The 17,003-nt window shown below is 71.9% G+C and carries 14 protein-coding genes; 5 read left to right on the top strand and 9 right to left on the bottom strand.

Going from position 1 to position 17,003, the window contains the following annotated elements; translation table 11 throughout:
* Nucleotides 1-183: 183 nt before the first annotated feature.
* From ACZ62B_RS19150 to ACZ62B_RS19130, 5 genes are all read right to left on the bottom strand, one after another.
* Entirely contained in the window at nucleotides 184-1,107 is a 924-nt protein-coding gene (locus ACZ62B_RS19150; RefSeq protein ID WP_344565505.1) for an LLM class F420-dependent oxidoreductase, read from the bottom strand.
* 192 nt (nucleotides 1,108-1,299) lie between these two features.
* Nucleotides 1,300-1,770, bottom strand: a complete 471-nt coding sequence (locus ACZ62B_RS19145; protein WP_344565507.1) for a DUF6099 family protein — start codon at nucleotides 1,768-1,770, stop codon at nucleotides 1,300-1,302.
* A 149-nt stretch (nucleotides 1,771-1,919) separates the two neighbouring features.
* Nucleotides 1,920-2,267, bottom strand: a complete 348-nt coding sequence (locus ACZ62B_RS19140; RefSeq protein ID WP_344565509.1) for a nucleotide pyrophosphohydrolase — start codon at nucleotides 2,265-2,267, stop codon at nucleotides 1,920-1,922.
* A complete protein-coding gene (locus tag ACZ62B_RS19135; RefSeq protein ID WP_469691235.1) occupies nucleotides 2,260-3,531 on the bottom strand; it encodes an ATP-binding protein in 1,272 nt (423 codons plus the stop codon). The genes ACZ62B_RS19140 and ACZ62B_RS19135 overlap by 8 nt, the downstream gene beginning before the upstream one ends.
* A 357-nt stretch (nucleotides 3,532-3,888) precedes the next feature.
* On the bottom strand, nucleotides 3,889-4,284 hold the full coding sequence (locus ACZ62B_RS19130) for a cell division protein SepF (RefSeq protein ID WP_469691233.1): 396 nt from the start codon (nucleotides 4,282-4,284) through the stop codon (nucleotides 3,889-3,891).
* Between the two features lie 180 nt (nucleotides 4,285-4,464).
* Here ACZ62B_RS19130 and ACZ62B_RS19125 point away from each other — a divergent pair, with 180 nt between their 5' ends.
* Nucleotides 4,465-7,581: an FAD-binding and (Fe-S)-binding domain-containing protein gene (locus tag ACZ62B_RS19125; protein ID WP_469691231.1), complete on the top strand. Its 3,117-nt coding sequence runs from the start codon at nucleotides 4,465-4,467 to the stop codon at nucleotides 7,579-7,581.
* A gap of 158 nt (nucleotides 7,582-7,739) precedes the next feature.
* Nucleotides 7,740-8,318 (top strand): YdeI/OmpD-associated family protein, encoded by a 579-nt coding sequence (locus ACZ62B_RS19120; RefSeq protein ID WP_344565517.1) that lies wholly within the window; start codon nucleotides 7,740-7,742, stop codon nucleotides 8,316-8,318.
* 43 nt (nucleotides 8,319-8,361) lie between these two features.
* On the opposite strand, the gene ACZ62B_RS19115 is transcribed toward ACZ62B_RS19120, so the two are convergent.
* From ACZ62B_RS19115 to ACZ62B_RS19100, 4 genes are all read right to left on the bottom strand, one after another.
* A complete protein-coding gene (locus ACZ62B_RS19115) occupies nucleotides 8,362-9,852 on the bottom strand; it encodes a glycoside hydrolase family 3 protein (RefSeq protein ID WP_469691229.1) in 1,491 nt (496 codons plus the stop codon).
* 9 nt (nucleotides 9,853-9,861) lie between these two features.
* Nucleotides 9,862-10,692 (bottom strand): carbohydrate ABC transporter permease, encoded by an 831-nt coding sequence (locus ACZ62B_RS19110; protein ID WP_344565521.1) that lies wholly within the window; start codon nucleotides 10,690-10,692, stop codon nucleotides 9,862-9,864.
* Entirely contained in the window at nucleotides 10,689-11,675 is a 987-nt protein-coding gene (locus ACZ62B_RS19105) for a carbohydrate ABC transporter permease (RefSeq protein ID WP_344565523.1), read from the bottom strand. The genes ACZ62B_RS19110 and ACZ62B_RS19105 overlap by 4 nt, the downstream gene beginning before the upstream one ends.
* An 88-nt stretch (nucleotides 11,676-11,763) precedes the next feature.
* Complete coding sequence (locus ACZ62B_RS19100; protein WP_344565525.1) at nucleotides 11,764-13,041, bottom strand: extracellular solute-binding protein; 1,278 nt, start codon at nucleotides 13,039-13,041, stop codon at nucleotides 11,764-11,766.
* Between the two features lie 371 nt (nucleotides 13,042-13,412).
* Between ACZ62B_RS19100 and ACZ62B_RS19095 the strand changes: the two genes are divergently transcribed.
* The 3 genes from ACZ62B_RS19095 to ACZ62B_RS19085 all read left to right on the top strand — a co-directional run bounded on the left by ACZ62B_RS19095 (nucleotide 13,413) and on the right by ACZ62B_RS19085 (nucleotide 17,002).
* The gene (locus ACZ62B_RS19095; protein ID WP_344565526.1) at nucleotides 13,413-14,177 is read left to right on the top strand and encodes a GntR family transcriptional regulator; all 765 of its coding nucleotides are present in this window, start codon (nucleotides 13,413-13,415) and stop codon (nucleotides 14,175-14,177) included.
* A 170-nt stretch (nucleotides 14,178-14,347) separates the two neighbouring features.
* Nucleotides 14,348-15,871 carry a glycoside hydrolase family 3 protein gene (locus tag ACZ62B_RS19090; RefSeq protein ID WP_344565528.1) on the top strand — a complete coding sequence of 508 codons (1,524 nt, stop codon included), beginning with the start codon at nucleotides 14,348-14,350 and terminating at the stop codon, nucleotides 15,869-15,871.
* A gap of 105 nt (nucleotides 15,872-15,976) precedes the next feature.
* On the top strand, nucleotides 15,977-17,002 hold the full coding sequence (locus ACZ62B_RS19085) for a phytanoyl-CoA dioxygenase family protein (protein WP_469691223.1): 1,026 nt from the start codon (nucleotides 15,977-15,979) through the stop codon (nucleotides 17,000-17,002).
* The last annotated feature ends 1 nt before the right edge of the window (nucleotide 17,003 follow it).

Below are 17,003 nucleotides of genomic sequence, written 5' to 3'. Positions count from 1 at the left end.
ACGGACCGTGGTCGGGCGCCTCATCAGGAGCAGGCCGAGGACGATCGGCGAGAAGCCCCCGATGACCGCGGGCCTTCTCCGGGTCCATCAGGAATGGGCGCATCGGCTTAGACCGTGTCCTACGCGGACGCGGCGAGGCCGTCCGCTTCGTGCGGACGGCCCCGGGTGGTGCGGCGTTCGTGTCTACGACAGCTGGGACTGGACCTGGGCGGAGATCAGTTCCAGGTGGTCGAGGTCGTGCAGGTCGAGGACCTGGAGGTAGATGCGGCTGGATCCGGTCTCGGCGTAACGGCCGATCTTGTCGACGACCTCGGCCGGAGAGCCCGCCAGGCCGTTGGTCTTGAGTTCGTCGACCTCACGGCCGATCGCGGCGGCGCGGCGGGCGACCTCCTGGTCGTCCTTGCCGACGCAGACGACGAGGGCGTTGGAGTAGACGAGGTCGCCGGGGTCACGGCCGGCCTCCCGGGCGGCGTCGCGGACCCGGTCGAACTGGCGCACGGTGTCCTCGATGGAACCGAAGGGCATGTTGAACTCGTCCGCGAACCGGGCCGCCAGGCGCGGGGTGCGGGTCGCGCCGTGGCCGCCGATGAGGACCGGCACCTTGGGCTGGGTCGGCTTGGGGAGCGCGGGGGACTTGGTGAGGTCGTAATAGGTGCCGTGGTAGTCGAAGGTCTGGCCGGTCTCGGTGGCCCACAGACCGGTGACGATCTCCAGCTGCTCTTCGAGGCGGGCGATCTTCTCCTTCGGGAAGGGGATGCCGTACGCCTTGTGCTCCTCCTCGAACCAGCCCGCGCCCAGGCCGAGTTCGACACGGCCGCCGGACATCTGGTCGACCTGGGCGACCTGGATGGCGAGCACGCCGGGGAGGCGGAAGGTGCCGGCGGTCATCAGGGTGCCGAGCCGGATGCGGTTGGTCTCGCGGGCGAGGCCGGCGAGGGTGATCCAGGCGTCGGTGGGGCCGGGCAGGCCGTCCGCGGAACCCATGCTGAGGTAGTGGTCCGAGCGGAAGAAGGCGTCGAAGCCGAGGTCTTCCGTGGCCTTGGCGACGGTGAGGAGGGTGTCGTAGGTGGCGCCCTGCTGGGGTTCGGTGAAGATGCGAAGATCCATGGGTTCATCCTGCACGCTTGCGGGCGGGGCCTGTGCTCGCGGGGTGCCCCGGCGGTGGTGCGGGCCGGGGGTGTTCGCGCAGCCCGGCGCTCACGGGGTGCCGTCGCGCCCACCCGTGCCGCTGGGGGTACCTCCCAGGCCCTTAAGGCACTGGGGGAGGCACGACTGCCCGCGGAGAGCGGGGGGCGCGTGTCAGCCGGCTTCCCGTTCCGGTAGAGAATCCTCTCGGTCTGACAGTTTGCGGAGCATCTCCTGCACTCGGTCGCGGGACTCGTCCGCCGCGTCGATGGCCTCCATGCACTGCCAGTACGTCGCCTCGTCGTCCGCGGAGCAGGCGAGGCCCACCAGGGCGATGCCGACCTCGCCGAGCAGGCCGCCGAGGTGCATCAGGACCGGGCGGGGCTCGCCCAGTTCGGTGAGCCGATCCGCACGCGGTCCGCCCGGGCCGAGTTCCGGCGTGCCCAGCACTCCGCAGCCGCGGCCCGCCAGCTCGGCCAACCCCAGTGCCTCTTCGCGAAGCTCGGGCGGGCCGACGACGGCGAGGCGGCTCCCTGTCGCCTGCGCCAGGGCCTGCGCCTGCCACACCTCGGTCAGCAACTCCCGCACGCCGCCGCTCGCGGCCAGGGCGCGCCTGCTTGTCACGATGAGCCGCACAGCGTCCATGCGCTGCCCCCGTCTGTCCGACGCGCTGCCCACGCGTCCGCATCCGTTGAACTCCCTTGTTCACTACCCAGAGTGAGGGCACGTGAGACAAAAAGCCAGAGGAAGACCGAAATCTGTGGACAATTAATCGAACAGAGACCATTTTTCAGTTACGTAGAGTTACCAGACGGCCCTCCCGTCGGGAACCTGTGCTCGTTGCGGTCGATCTTCGCGGCCAGCGCGGCCAGCGGATCGACACCCAGCACCTCGCAGAACTGGAGCAGATACGCGAGGACATCGGCGACCTCGTCGTTCACGCGGTGCGCGGTGTCCGGGTCGTCCATGACGCGGGCGGACTCCTCGGGCGTCAGCCACTGGAAGATCTCGAGGAGTTCGGAGGCCTCCACGCTGAGCGCGGCGGCGAGGTTCTTCGGGGTGTGGTACGGCTGCCAGTTCCGCGCGGCGGCGAACCGGGCGAGCCGGTGCCGGAGCCCCGCGAGGTCGTACGGATCAGTCACGGTCCAGGTGTACCACCGTCACCCCGCTCACCCCCACCGCCCAGGAGGCGTCGCTCACCGTGCCGACCAGCCGGATGTGCCCGCGCTCGCACATCCGCGCCGCCAGGCGCAGCAGTTCGCCCCGCTGCCCCGGATCGAGCGCCCGGTCCAGCCCGTCGGCGAGGACCGTGAGGGTCTGGAGCGCGGCCGGGACCTCGCCGGGCGCGTCGACCTCCAGGACACCGGGGCCGGTGAGCAGCACCAGGGCGAGGGCGGCGTACCGCAGCTCGCCGTCGCCGAGGCGGCGCAGGTCCGTACGGGTGCCGTCGCCCCGGTCGAGGAGGGCGCGGACCAGGTGGCCGGTGTCGTACGGCTCGGCGAGCAGGTCGGTGACCGGCCCGGCGCATCCGGCGCGCACCGCCTCCACCAGGAGGGCGTGCCGGCGTCCGCACTCGGCGCGGGTGCGCCACAGGACGTCGGCGAGGTTGTCGCAGCCGCCGAGCAGCCGCCCGGTGCCGGTCGGGACGGGGTCCCGCATCCGTTCGGGGCGGGGGTCGCAGGGGAAGACGGACCGCAGGGCGACCACCATCTGCTCGGCGGCGGCGAGCACCCTGCGCTGTCCGTAGGTCTTGCCGGCGACGCGCAGCGGCAGCAGTGCGGTGCCGAGCCGGTCGTCCGGCAGCGGGGCGCGGGTCACCGGGGTCGCCCCGGCCGTGTGCCAGGCGGCCTGTACGGTGCGCCGGCCGGGGTCGCGCAGGGCGGTCTCCAGGAGGACCACCCCGTTCGCCGTCAGCCGCTCCCCCACGATCCGCAGCCCGGGTTCGGCCTGTACGGCGACCTCCAGCCGGACCGGCCCCTCGGGGCCGTCGGCCGTGCAGCCGATGCGGAAGCCGCGGCGGCGCTGGGCGTCGGCGCGGGACCGCTCCGGCACGCAGGCGCCGGGCTCCGGGAACGTCTCCCCCAGCTCGGCCCCGCCGCCGAGCCGGGCGAGCGCCTCGTACGCCCGCAGCGCGCTGGTCTTGCCGCTTCCGCTGGGTCCGGTGAGCAGGGTGAGCGCCCCGAGCGGGAGCGCCACGCCGCGGTGCCCGGCGAAGGCGGACAGCAGCAGCTCGGTGACGCGCGGCCGGTCGGGGTGGCCCACGGTGCCGCCGGTCCGTCCCTCCGTCAGGGGCCGCGGGCGGCCGTCGACGCCGGTGGGCTGCGCGGTCGGTGCGGCCGGTGCGGCCGGGTCCGAGGGCGTGGGCGACGTGCTCGTGTCCGGGCGGGGCGGGGGAGGTGGGGTCATGGGCGGGACGCTAAGGGGGCCGGTGCGTGGTGAACCGTTCCGCTCGGTGGGCCTTCCCACGATCGGGCGACGCGCGTCCCGGTGCCGGCCGGGGGGTGGTCGCGCGGCCCGGCGCTTACGGGGTGCCGTCGCGCCCACCCGTGCCGCCCTGCGGCACGACTGCCCGCGGGGAGCGGGGGAAGGTCACGCCCACCCGTGCCGCCCCAGCGACACGACTGCCCGCGGAGAGCGGGGGAAGGTCACGCCCACCCGTGCCGCCCCAGCGACACGACTGCCCGCGGAGAGCGGGGGAAGGTCCGCCCACCCGTGCCGCCCCAGCGACACGACTGCCCGCGGGGAGCGGGGGGACCGCGCCGCTCAGCTCCCCGGGACTCCCACGCCTTCCATCAGTCCCGTGACCTCCGTGCCGGCCGGGGTCAGGAGGAAGACGTTGCGGTCGACCCGGTGCATGCCGCTGGCCAGGCCGAAGACGACGCCCGTGCTGAAGTCCAGGACCCGTTTGGCGGTCTCGGTCTCCGCTCCGGTCAGGTCGAGCAGGACCGGTATCCCGGACATCAGTGTCTCGGCGACGTCGCGGGCGTCCGCGAACACGTTCACGCGCAGGACGACGAAGCGGCGGCGCGCCTCCGTCGGGGCCTCGGGCAAGGTGCGGTGGCCCACCGCGGACGGCCACGCGTCGCGGCCCCGCAGCGGAACGACCTGGGCGAGCCCCTCCCACTGTTCGTCGGTGACATCGTGGCTGTTCACCGGCATGCTCCGTCCCCTGTCGCGCTGGCTGTCTGCATCGGGCAATTCTTACTCATGGTCACCCGTTCGGCCCAATAACGACACGGTCCGCCATCGCGGGGCGTGCGCACGGTGACGCTTGCCCCGGGCGCCCAGGGGGTACTCGGCGCGCCGCCGAGGACCGTACCGTTCGTGAAGGAGGCCCTCATGAGTGGGCTGGATCTGCCCGACCCCGTCGTCCGCCACGACGCCGGTCCTCCGGTCGACGCGGAGGCGCTCGCCGCGGCGCTCGCGGAGCGGGTCGACGGGGAGGTCCGGTTCGACGCGGGGAGCCGGGCGGCGTACTCGACGGACGCGTCCAACTTCCGGCAGACGCCGATCGGCGTGGTCGTCCCGCGTACCGTGGACGCGGCCGTGGAGGCGGTGGCGGTGGCTCGGGAGCACGGCGCGCCCGTGCTGTCGCGGGGCGGCGGGACGAGTCTGGCGGGGCAGTGCGTCAACACGGCCGTGGTGCTCGACTGGTCGAAGTACTGCGATGAACTGGAGTCGGTGGACGAGGACGCCCGTACGTGCGTCGTGCAGCCCGGCATCGTGCTGGACGAGCTGAACGGCCGGCTCGCGCCGACGGGGCTGCGCTTCGGGCCGGAGCCGGCCACCCACGCGAACTGCACGATCGGCGGGATGATCGGCAACAACTCCTGCGGCGCCACCGCCCAGCGCACCGGCAAGGTCGTCGACAACATCGCCCGCCTGGAGGTGCTGCTCTACGACGGCACCCGCTTCTGGTGCGGCGAGACCGATGACGAGGAGTACGCCGGGATCGAGGCGCGGGGCGATCCGCGGGCGGCGGTGTACCGGCGGCTGCGGGCACTGCGGGACGCGTACGGCGACGAGGTGCGGCGGCGCTTCCCGGACATCCCGCGCCGGGTCTCCGGCTACAACCTGGACTCCCTGCTCCCCGAGCACGGTTTCGACGTCGCCGGGCTGCTGGTGGGCAGCGAGTCGACGCTGGTGACCGTGTTGCGCGCGGAGCTGGAACTGGTGCCCGTGGTGAAGGAGCGCACGCTGGTGGTGCTCGGGTTCGAGAGCGTCGACCGGGCGGCGGACGCGGTGCCGGACATCCTGCCGCACGAGCCGATCGCGCTGGAGGGCGTCGACGCCCGGCTGATCCACGACGAGCGGCTCAAGCACCTGAACCCCGAGGCGCTCGCCGAACTGCCCGAGGGGCGTGCCTTCTTGATGGCGCAGTTCGGCGCCGACACCGTCGACGAGGCGGACGACCGGGCCGACCGGATGCTGCGCGCGCTGCGCGAGACGGAGCACGATCCGAAGGTGGCGTTCCTCGACGACCCGGCGCGGGAGCAGGAGTTGTGGGCGGTGCGCGAGGCGGGCCTGGGGGCCACCGCGCATGTGCCGCACCGGCCGGACACGTTCGAGGGATGGGAGGACTCGGCGGTGGCGCCGGAGCGGCTCGGCGACTATCTGCGCCGGCTGCGGGCCCTGTACGACGAGTTCGGCTACCTCAGTGACACCGGTCCCAGTCTGTACGGGCACTTCGGGCACGGCTGTGTGCACACGCGGATCCCGTTCGACCTGTACAGCGCGGAAGGGGTGGCGGCGTACCGGAGGTTCATGGAGCGGGCGGCCGATCTGGTCGCGGAGTTCGGCGGTTCGTTCTCCGGGGAGCACGGGGACGGACAGAGCCGGGGCGAGTTGCTGCCCCGGATGTTCGGGGAGCGGGTGGTGGAGGCGTTCGGGCGGCTCAAGGCGGTCTTCGACCCGTTGAACCGGATGAATCCGGGGAAGGTGGTGGCTCCGTACGGGCTGGACGAGAATCTGCGGCTGGGCGGCGACTGGGCGCCGCGCGATCCGCGCGACCCGCACTTCCGGTTCCCGGACGACGGCGGGTCGTTCGCTCAGGCCGCCAACCGGTGCGTGGGGGTCGGCAGGTGCCGGCAGCACACCAACGACGGCGGCGCGGTGATGTGTCCGTCGTACCAGGTGACGCGGGAGGAGGAGCACTCCACGCGCGGGCGGGCGCGGCTGCTGTTCGAGATGCTCGACGGGCACGGCGACGGCGCGATCCGCGACGGCTGGCGTTCGGAGGCGGTGCGGGACGCGCTGGATCTGTGCCTGGCGTGCAAGGGCTGCAAGAAGGACTGCCCGGCGGATGTGGACATGGCGACGTACAAGGCGGAGTTCCTGTCCCACCACTACGCGGGGCGGCCGTGGCGCAGGCCGCGTTCGGACTGGTCGATGGGGTGGCTGCCCGCGGTCGCGCGGGTGGTGGGGCACTCGCGGCTCGGCCCGGTGGTCAACGCGCTCACGCACGGCCCGCTGGTGTCGCGGGCGGCGAGGGCGGTCGCCGGGGTGGCGGACCGGGAGGTGCCGCTGTTCGCGGACGAGACGTTCGAGCAGTGGTTCGAGCGGCGGGGGCCGTCCGGTGACGGGGCGCGCGGGACGGTGCTGCTGTGGCCGGACACGTTCACCAATCACTTCCATCCGCACATCGGGCGGTCGGCGGTCCAGGTCCTCGAACACGCGGGCTGGCGGGTCGAGTTGCCCACCGAGCCGCTGTGCTGCGGGCTGACCTGGATCTCCACCGGGCAACTGGGCGTGGCCGAGCGGGTGCTGGCCCGTACGGTGCACCGGCTGGCCGCGCATGTGCGGGAGGGCGGTCTCGTGGTCGCGCTGGAGCCGAGCTGCGCGGCCGTCTTCCGTTCGGACGCGGCGGAGCTGTTCCCCGGCGACCGGGACGTACGGCGGCTGCGCGACCACACGGTCACGCTGGCCGAGCTGCTCACCGAGCACAGCCCCGGCTACGAGCCGCCGCGGGTGCCGGACCGGTCGGCGCGGGCGCTGGCGCAGGTGCACTGTCACCAGCACGCGGTGATCGGCTGGGACGCCGACCGGGAGCTGCTGAGGCGTGCCGGGGTGGATGCCGAGCGGCTGGAGTCGGGGTGCTGCGGGCTGGCCGGGAACTTCGGGTTCGAGCGGGGGCATCTGGAGGTCAGCGAGGCGTGTGCGGAACGGGTGCTGCTGCCTCGGCTGCGGGGCGAGGACGGGTCGACGGTGGTGCTGGCGGACGGGTTCAGCTGCCGGACCCAGATCCACGAGTTCGACAGCGGTGGTCATGAGGCGGTTCATCTCGCCGAGCTGCTGGCCTCGGCTCTGCCCGGTGGTTCGGGCAGCGCGTACGGCACCGCCGCGGGTGCTCGTCCTGTGCCCCCGGGCCGCGCCGCCCGCGCCCTTGCCCTGGCGGGCACGGGCCTGACGGCAGCGGCAGCCGCCATGGTTCTGCTGCGTGGGCTGCGTCGCCACTGACTTTTCTCGCCCCCGCCGCCCCTTCCCGTCCCGAAACTGGGGCTCCGCCCCAGGCCCCGCTCCTCAAACGCCGGAGAGGCTGAAACTCAGGGGACGGGAAGGGGCGGCGGGGGCGAACTCTCGTTGACCTGTGCCGCTCGGGCCGGTTGCATGGGCGTATGGCTGGCGATGTGGAACCTGTGCGTGGCTTCGAGACGCGAGAGGACTGGGAGGCGTGGCTGGAGGAGCATCAGGGGGACGTCGACGGGGTGTGGCTGAGGATTCCGAGGAAGGGGTCCGGGATCACCGGGGTCGACTACGCGACCGCCCTGGAGTCGGCGCTGTGCTACGGCTGGATCGACGGGCACAAGAAGGGGCTGGACGACACCCACTGGCTCCAGCGGTTCACCCCGCGGCGGGCGCGCAGCCGGTGGTCGGCGGTCAACCGGCAGAAGGCCCTCGATCTCATCGAGCAGGGGCGCATGCGGCCGTCCGGGCTGCGCGAGGTGGAGCGGGCGCGGGCGGACGGCCGCTGGGAGGCCGCGTACGCGAGCCAGAGCACGGCGACCGTCCCCGACGACCTGCGGGCCGCGCTGGACGCGGCCCCCGGGGCCGGTGACTTCTTCGGCACCCTCGACGGCCGCAACCGGTACGCGATCCTCCACCGGATCCAGGAGGCCAAGCGGCCCCAGACCCGGGCGGCCCGGATCGAGAAGTTCGTCGCCATGCTCGCCGAGGGGCGGAAGATATACCCGTAGATACGCCCGTAGATACGCCCGTGGATCCACCCGTGACGGCGGGTCAGCCCGCCGTCACCGCCTCCGCCGCCGCCACGCCGCAGACGCGGGCCGCGCCGTGTGTGGCGATGTGCAGGGCTCCGCGTGGCGCGGACTGCGGTACGCCCATCTCCACGACCACGGTGGACGGGTCGGCGGCGAGCAGGGTGTCCAGGGCCGTGCGCATCCACGGGTGCCGGTGCTCGTCGCGGACCACGGCGACGACGCGCCGGCCGGCCGCCGCCTTCAGCGCCTGCTCGCCGGCGTCGGGGCCGGTGAAGCCGCCGGTGGTGGTGCCCGGCAGCAGCCGTTCCAGCTCCGCGCCGACGCCCCACGGCGTCTCGTCGCCCACGGCGATGTTCGGGACCGGGTTGAAGGTGGCCACGTACACCGGCCCGGTGACCGGCGCGGAGCCGCCCGCGCGGGTGACGGTGACCGCGCGGCGGGCCGCCGTGAGGCCGATCTCCGGCTCGGGTCCGACGGCCGCGGCCGGGGAGCGCCGTACGCCCGCGGTCCAGTCGGCCAGGGCGCGCACCCGGGCGGCGGCGTCGGCGAGCCGCTCCTCGGGGAGTTCACCGGAGCGCACGGCGTTCACCAGCGCGTCCTGGAGGCTCTGTACGGTGCCCTCGTCGCACAGCCCGCCGCCCACGCAGATCGCGTCGGCGCCGGCGGCGATGGCGAGGATGACGCCGTGCTCCAGGCCGTACGTGCCGGAGATGGCGCGCATCTCCATGCCGTCGGTGACGATCAGGCCGTCGTAGCCGAGCTCGCCGCGCAGCAGGTCGGTGAGGATGCGGCGGGAGAGCGTGGCCGGGCGGTCGGGGTCGAGGACCGGCACCCGGATGTGGGCGCTCATGACGGCGCGGGTGCCGGCCGCGATGGCCGCCCGGAACGGCTGGAGTTCCCGTTCGTGCAGCGTGGTGGCGTCGAGGTCGATGTGCGGGATCGCGTGGTGGGAGTCGACGCTGGTGTCGCCGTGGCCGGGGAAGTGCTTGGTGCAGGCGGCGACGCCGGTGGACTGCAGGCCCTCGACGTAGGCGGCGGTGTGCCGGGCGACCAGGGCGGTGTCCCCGCCGAAGGAGCGCACGCCGATCACCGGGTTGTCGGGGTTGGCGTTGACGTCGGCGGACGGCGCCCAGTTGAAGTTGACCCCGCACTCTGCGAGCCGTCGGCCCAGTTCGCGGGCGACGCCCCGGGTCAGGTCGGTGTCGTCGACCGCGCCGAGTGCGTGGTTGCCGGGGAAGGAGGAGCCGGTGCGGACCTCCAGGCGGGTGACGTCGCCGCTCTCCTCGTCGATGGCGACCAGCAGGTCGTCCCGTTCGGCGCGCAGTTGCGCGGTGAGGGCGGTGACCTGCTCGGCGGTGGTGACGTTGCGGCCGAAGAGGGCGACGGAGGCGAGGCCCTGGGCCAGCCGCCGGCGCACCCAGTCGGGCGCGGTGGTGCCGGCGAAGCCCGGCTGCAGTACGGCGAGCGCGTCCCGGGTGAGGGTGTCGGTGCCGGTGGTGGTTGTCGTCATCGGGTGGCGTTATCCCTTCACGGCGCCCGCGGTGAGGCCGCTGACGGCCTTGCGCTGCAGGAAGACGAAGAGGATCAGGATCGGGACGGAGACGAGCGACGACGCGGCCATGGTCGCACCCCAGTCGTCACCGAACTGGCTCTGGAACCGGGAGAGCCACAGCGGCAGGGTCTGTGCCTCGGCGTCCTTGTTGAGCACCAGGACCAGGGCGAACTCGTTCCAGGCGGTGATGAAGCCGAACAGCGAGGTGGACATCAGGCCCGGCGCGAGCAGCGGCAGGATGACCCTGCGGAACGCCTGGCGGCGGGTGCAGCCGTCGACCATCGCCGACTCCTCCAGCTCCTTCGGCACGGCGGCGACGAAGCCGCGCAGCGTCAGGATGGTGAAGGGGAGGATCATCATCGTGTAGAAGAGCGTCAGCGGCACGAGGCTGTTCAGCATCGACGCGTCCCGCACGATCATGTACATCGCGATGATCATGACTTCCCAGGGCGCCATCTGGGCCAGCATGAAGACGATGATGAAGCCGCGCCGCCCCTTGAACCGCATCCGGGCCAGGGCGAAGGAGCCGGCCAGCGCGATGATCAGCGAGAAGACGACGGCCAGGATGGTGACGGTCAGCGAGTTGGTGACGTACGCCCAGAAGTGGTCGACGTCGACCGCTGTTTCGAAGTGCTCGAAGGTGACGTCGGTCGGGAACCAGACCGGGCTCTCGGAGACGATGTCGCCGGTCGGCTTGAAGGCCGTGGCGAACATCCAGTACACGGGGAAGACGAAACCGATGAACAGGACGAGGGCCGTGAGGTTGGGCCACAGGCGGCTGATGAGCGAGCGCTTCACAGCTCGTCCTCCTCTTGCTTGAGCACGATCCGGAGGTAGTAGGCGGTCAGGCCGAGCAGGATCAGGATGGTCAGGACGGCGATCGCCGCGCCCATGCCGTAGTGCTGGTTGCCGACGCCCTCGACGTAGGCGTAGACCGGCAGGATCTCGGTGAGCCGGTTGGGGCCGCCCTGGTTGAAGGTGTAGACCTGCACGAACGCCTTGAAGACCCAGATGACCTCCAGGAACGTCGTGGCGTACAGGAACGGCCGCAGGAACGGCAGGGTGACCGTGGTGAAGCTCCGCCAGACACCCGCGCCGTCGAGGGACGCGGCCTCGTAGAGTTCCTTCGGGATGGTGGTGGTCGCCGCGTAGAGGCTGATCGCGACGAACGGGATGGACATCCACACGATCAGCAGGATGACGACGAAGAACGTCGACATCTGGCTGCTGGTCCAGCTGTAGTCGGCCATGGAGTGCCAACCGAGTTTGTCCAGCACCCAGTTGACGACACCGAAGCGCTGGGCGAACAGCCACTGGTACACCGTGGTCGCCGCCACCGGGGGCATCGCCCAGGCCAGCACCAGGCCGATCATCAGGGTGAACCGCATCCGCGGGCCGAGGCGCGCGAGCAGCAGGCCGATCAGCGTTCCCAGGACCATGATCAGGACGACGTTGACCGCCGTGAACACGATCGAGCGGAGGGTGACCCGCCAGAAGTCCTCGCTGGTGAGGGTCTCCTTGTAGTTGTCGACGCCGTTCCACTCGGTGACGTGCTGGATCAGCTGCGCCATGTTGAGGTTCTGGAACGACAGCAGCACGTCCTTCAGCAGCGGCCAGCCGAGCAGCAGCACGGTGGCCGCGACGGCGGGCAGCAGCAACAGGTACGGGGCGAGCGCGCCGGCGCGCGACGCGGCTCTCGGTTTCTGCCTGCCGGGCCCTGTGTCGTCCGCCTTGCGGACGTCCGCCGGGCCGGAGGGCGGCCGTTCGGTCTGCACGGTCATGCTCGCGATCTCTCTTCTCGACGTACTCGACGCCGGGGCGGGGGCCGGCGAGTGGCCGGCCCCCGCCCCCATCCGTGCGCTCGCGCGCCTACTGCTGCTGCGCCAGGCGCTTGTTGAACTCGCCCTCGACCTGCTTGGCGGCCTCGGCCGGGGACTTTCCGTTCAGGACGGCGGTCAGGTACGTCTTGATCGGGTTGGGGTCGTTCTCGACGGCGGCCCACTCGGGGATCAGCGGCGTGGTGCCACCGAAGGCGGCGGCCGGCGCTGCGGCCTCGGCGGGGGCGTTGCCCTCGAGGTTGCTCAGCAGCGACTCCTTGTTGGGGATGACGCCGTTGGCCTTGGCGAGCGCGCCCTCGAACTTGTCGGACAGCGCGATCTTCAGGAACTCCTTGGCGAGCTCCTGCTTCTTGCTGCCCGCGGCGACGGCGAGGTTGGAGCCGCCGAGGAAGACGCCCTCGGGCTTGTCGGCCGTGGCACCGGGGATGGTGAAGTAGCCGATGTCCTGCTCGATCTTCGGGTTGGCCTTGATCGCGGTGGCGGCCTCCCAGCCCATGCCGATGAGCGCGCCGGTCTTGCCCTTGGCGAAGACCTCACCCTGCTGCGGGGTGGCCTCGTCCTTGTCCTTGGGCGCCTTGGACAGGGCCTGGAACTTCTTGTAGGTCTCCGTGGCGGCGGCGACCTTCGGGTCACCGAGGTTGGAGACCCACTTGTCGCCGTCCTTCTTGACCAGCTCGCCGCCCTCGCCGATCACCAGGCCGACGAAGTGGTACCAGTTCTGGCCCGGCAGGTAGATGGGCTCGGCGTCGGTCTTCTCGCCGATCGTCTTGAGGGCGTCGTAGAACTCGTCGCGGGTCTTCGGGGTGTCCTTCAGTCCCGCGTCGGCCCAGACCTTCTTGTTGTAGACGACGACGCGGTTGACGACGTACCACGGCGCGGCGTACTGCTTGCCCTCGAAGACGGACGACTCGTTGAGGGACTCGGACCAGTCGGCGCCGATCTCGGCCTTGAGGTCGCCCAGGTCGGCGAGGCCGCCGGTCTTGGCGTAGGCCGGGGTCTGGGTGTTGCCGATCTCGAAGACGTCCGGCGGGTTCTCCTCGGACAGGGCGGTGGTCAGCTTCTGCTGGATGCCGTTCCACTGCTGGTTCTCGAACTTGACCTTGGCCTTGGTCTTCGCCTCGAACTCCTTGGCGAGGTCCGCCTGCCATTCGTCGGGCGAGGAGCCGTCCATCACCCACACGGTGAGCGTCTCGCCGGCGTAACCGTCCGCGCCGGCCTTCTCGTCGCTGCCACCGTCGTCGCCGCCGCACGCCGCGACGGAGAACAGCATGCCCGCGACCCCGATCGCGGCTATCAGCTTGCGCTTCACGCGCCACCCCTCCTCAGGAATGCCTTACTCACCCACGCCCTCGGCGGTGACCCCCACAGTGGCGCAACAGCTCGGCGGGCTGGGACCCGGCTTCCTCTAAATGGTTTAGACCAGCAAGGGGAGCTTGGCCTAGACCTATGGCTCTGTCAAGGGTCGTGAATCACGCCTGGATAACGGCTCCCGCGCCCCTGGTGGGGGCGTAGAACTCCACCCAAAGAGGGACGGGTTGAAGCTTGGACTAGACCAAAGTGAGAACGCACGGTTATAACGGGGTCGCCGAGCGTGCGGCGCCGAACCCGGCCGTCCGCCGACGTGCACCGCGGCCGGCACCTGCCGTCCGCGCGCCGGAAACCGCAGCCGGAAGGCAGGTCATGAGCACGGACGTCAGCAGCGCCCAGGCCGACACGGGGGCGCCGGGCCGTATCGGGCGCGTACCGAAGTACTACCGCATCAAGCAGCGGTTACTGCAGATGACCGACGAGCGCGCCCCGGGCGCCCCGATGCCGGCCGAGCGCCTGCTCGCCGTCGAGTTCCGCACCTCCCGCACCACGGTCCGCAAGGCCCTGCTGGAGCTGGTCAGCGAGGGCCGGCTCGACCGGATCCAGGGCAAGGGCACGTTCGTCGCCCGCCCGAAGGTCTACCGGACGCTCCAGCTCACCTCGTACACCGAGGACATGCGGGCGCAGGGGCTCAGCCCCACCTCGCAGGTGCTGGACATCGGGTACATCGCCGCCGACGCGGAGCTGGCGGCCCTGCTGGAGGTGGATCCGGGGGACAGGGTGCTGCGTATCGAGCGGCTGCGGCTGGCCGGCGGGGAGCCCATGGCGATCGAGGCGACCCACCTGTCCGACCGGCGCTTCCCCCGTCTGCGCCGCAACCTGTCCCGCTACACCTCGCTCTACACCACCCTCGCCGAGGTGTACGGGGTGCGGCCGGCGGAGGCCGACGAGACCATCGAGACCTCCCCGGCGACACCTCGGGAGGCGGGGCTGCTCGCCACGGACGTGGGCCTGCCGATGCTGCTGCTGTCCCGCCACTCGCGGGACGAGACGGGAACGCCGGTCGAGTGGGTCCGCTCGGTGTACCGGGGCTCGCGCTACAAGTTCACGGCGACGCTGACGCGCCCGGGGCCCTGACCGGGCGGTTCACCTCCAACACGGCCTGATTGCAAGGGTGTTCGGGCGCCGCACCGAAAGGGCATTCCTTGACAGGGCCCAATGGTCCAGTCCAACATCCCAGTGGTCTGAACCAGTCGTGGCGCGTTCTCCCGCAACCGCCGCGTGCACAACCTTGCACGGAGGTCCGCATGGCCGAGAGCAGCCACCCGCGACTGCTGCGGTGGGCGCACTCCGTGCTCCAGCCGGGCTTCGAGGGGACGACGGTGCCGGACTGGGTGCGCCGCCGGATCTCCGAGGGGCTCGCCTCGGTCGTCCTGTTCGGCCGGAACATCCACGGCCCCGAACAGGTGGCGGGGCTCACCACCGCCCTGTACGCCGAGAACCCCGGCCTCGTCGTCGCCGTCGACGAGGAGGCGGGCGACGTCACCCGGCTCGAAGCCCGCACCGGGGCGTCCCGGCCGGGCAACCTGGCGCTCGGCACGCTCGACGACATCGATGTCACCGAACAGGTGGCCCGGGACGTCGGCCGGGAACTGCACGGCCTCGGCATCACCCTGAACTACGCGCCGAGCGCCGACGTGAACACCAATCCGCTGAATCCGGTCATCGGGGTGCGCTCCTTCGGGGCGCGCCCCGACGTCGTCTCCCGGCACGCCGCCGCGTGGGTGCGGGGGCTGCAGTCGGCGGGGGTCGCCGCGTGCGCCAAGCACTTCCCGGGCCACGGCGACACCGTGGTCGACTCCCATCTCGGGCTGCCGCAGGTCTCGGCCGACGCCGGGACCCTCGCGCTGACCGCGCTGCCGCCGTTCATCGCCGCGATGGACGCGGGCGTACGGGCCGTGATGACCGCGCACCTGCTGGTGCCCGCCTACGACGACCGGTGGCCGGCGACCCTGAGCCGCCCCGTCGTCGGCGACCTGCTGCGCGGCGAACTCGGCTTCACGGGTCTGGTCGTGACCGACGCCGTCGAGATGGGCGCCGTGGCCGACCGCTACGGCGTGCCGGGCGCCGCCGTCCGGGCCGTCGCCGCCGGCGCGGACGCGGTCTGCGTCGGCGGCGGTCCCGCCGCCGAGGAGACCACCACGCGGCTGGCCGACGCCCTGGTGAACGCCGTACTGGACGGCCGTCTGCCGGAGCGCCGGCTCGCCGAGGCGGCGGGCCGGGTCCGGGAGTTCGCCGAGTGGACGGGCACGCTGCGGCGCGGCGCCTTCGTCTCCACCGGCACCCCCGGCATCGGGCTGGCGGCGGCCCGGCGGGCCGTCCGCGTCCATCACAAGCCCGACCGCGACACCGGGTTCCCGCTCGTGGGCATCCCCCACGTGGTGGAGCTCTCCCCCGCCACCACCCCCGCCATCGACCCCGGAACCCCGTGGGGCGTGGCGGAACCGCTGAGGACGCTGTGTCCGGGCACCACGTCCGTCCGGCTCGGCGAGGACCAGCTCCAGGACGGTGACGAGGTGCTGGACCGGCTGGCCCTGCGGCCGGCGGCCGGCCGGCCGCTGGTCGTGGTCGTCCGGGACGCCGCCCGCTACGGCTGGATGACCCGCGCGCTCGCCGGCCTGGTACGCCGGCGGCCCGACGCCCTCGTCGTCGAGATGGGCGTCCCCGCGGGTGAGCGCCCCGGGGCGGTGTACCTGGCGACGCACGGCGCGACGCGCGTGTCGGGCATCGCCGCGGCCGAGGTCCTCACGGGCCGCACCGGGTCGTCGTAGCGACGGCCGACCGACCACCGACCCCTCCTTCCTCCCCTTCTCTCCTTTTCTCCTTCTCTCCTTCTGTCCGCATGCCGTGAGTGATCCCGATCTCCGGAGTACCGCATGACGACGCACCACCGTTTCTTACACCGGGCCCCCTCCGAGCGCCCCTACTTCAGCGCCGACGGTGAGACCTACCTCGCCGGGACGCAACTGCGGCACCTGACCAAGGACCTGCCGCTGCGGGTGCTCTCGGAGGAACAGTTCGCGTCCTGGCAGAACCACGGTCACGTGGTGGTGCCGGAGGCGATCTCCCCCGACGCCGCCAAGCTGCTGCTGGAGTTCGCCTGGGAGTTCCAGGGTCTGGACCCGCAGCGCCCCGAGACCTGGTACGAGGAGCGCGCCTTCCGCTCGGACCTCGACCGTGACCTGTTCGTCTACGGCTTCGTCGAGGCGTACCAGCACCAGCTCATCTGGGACAGCCGGCAGGCCCGGCGGGTGTACGACGCGTTCGTGGACGTGTGGGACTGCGAGGAGCTGTGGGTCACCCTGGACCGGCTCAACCTCAACCCGCCCAATGTGCGGAACCGTTCGCGTTCCCTCATCGACCCCACGGACGAGGGGTTCGACATCGAACTGCACTGGGACGTGGACACCACCGCGAGCGTGCCGCCGCAGCGGGTGCAGGGCATCATCGCGCTCACCGACACGGAACCGGACCAGGGCGGCTTCCAGTGCTCCCCGGAGCTCTTCCGCCGGTTCGACGAGTGGAAGGTCGCACAGCCCGCCGACCGGGACCCGATCCGTCCGGGCGCCGACCGCACCGAGTTCCCCGTCGTACGGCCCCAGCTCAAGGCCGGTGATCTGCTGATCTTCAACGGGATGCTGGCGCACGGCGTGGCACCCAACACCTCGGCCGGCGGGGTGCGCGCGGTGCAGTACCTGTCGATGATGCCCGCCCTGGAGGAGCACGAGGAGCTGCGCCGCTCACGGGTGGAGTCCTGGCGCACGCTCAGCACCCCGGAGTGGAACGCGACCCTGCTCGGCGACGCCGTGAAGCACGAGTCCCTGCGCTACGGACCCGCCGAACTCAACGACCTGGGGCGGAAGTTGCTGGGGCTGGACTCCTGGCACGAGTCGACGCGATGAG

Source organism: Streptomyces sp. NPDC053426 (genome assembly GCF_055585405.1).
This window is presented reverse-complemented; position numbering and strand designations above follow the sequence as displayed.

Coding starts and splice junctions, on each gene's coding strand:
- ACZ62B_RS19150 (WP_344565505.1), bottom strand. CDS start 1,107: ATGGATCTTCGCATCTTCACCGAACCCCAGCAGGGCGCCACCTACGAC.
- ACZ62B_RS19145 (WP_344565507.1), bottom strand. CDS start 1,770: ATGGACGCTGTGCGGCTCATCGTGACAAGCAGGCGCGCCCTGGCCGCG.
- ACZ62B_RS19135 (WP_469691235.1), bottom strand. CDS start 3,531: ATGACCCCACCTCCCCCGCCCCGCCCGGACACGAGCACGTCGCCCACG.
- ACZ62B_RS19130 (WP_469691233.1), bottom strand. CDS start 4,284: ATGCCGGTGAACAGCCACGATGTCACCGACGAACAGTGGGAGGGGCTC.
- ACZ62B_RS19125 (WP_469691231.1), top strand. CDS start 4,465: ATGAGTGGGCTGGATCTGCCCGACCCCGTCGTCCGCCACGACGCCGGT.
- ACZ62B_RS19120 (WP_344565517.1), top strand. CDS start 7,740: ATGGCTGGCGATGTGGAACCTGTGCGTGGCTTCGAGACGCGAGAGGAC.
- ACZ62B_RS19115 (WP_469691229.1), bottom strand. CDS start 9,852: ATGACGACAACCACCACCGGCACCGACACCCTCACCCGGGACGCGCTC.
- ACZ62B_RS19105 (WP_344565523.1), bottom strand. CDS start 11,675: ATGACCGTGCAGACCGAACGGCCGCCCTCCGGCCCGGCGGACGTCCGC.
- ACZ62B_RS19095 (WP_344565526.1), top strand. CDS start 13,413: ATGAGCACGGACGTCAGCAGCGCCCAGGCCGACACGGGGGCGCCGGGC.
- ACZ62B_RS19090 (WP_344565528.1), top strand. CDS start 14,348: ATGGCCGAGAGCAGCCACCCGCGACTGCTGCGGTGGGCGCACTCCGTG.
- ACZ62B_RS19085 (WP_469691223.1), top strand. CDS start 15,977: ATGACGACGCACCACCGTTTCTTACACCGGGCCCCCTCCGAGCGCCCC.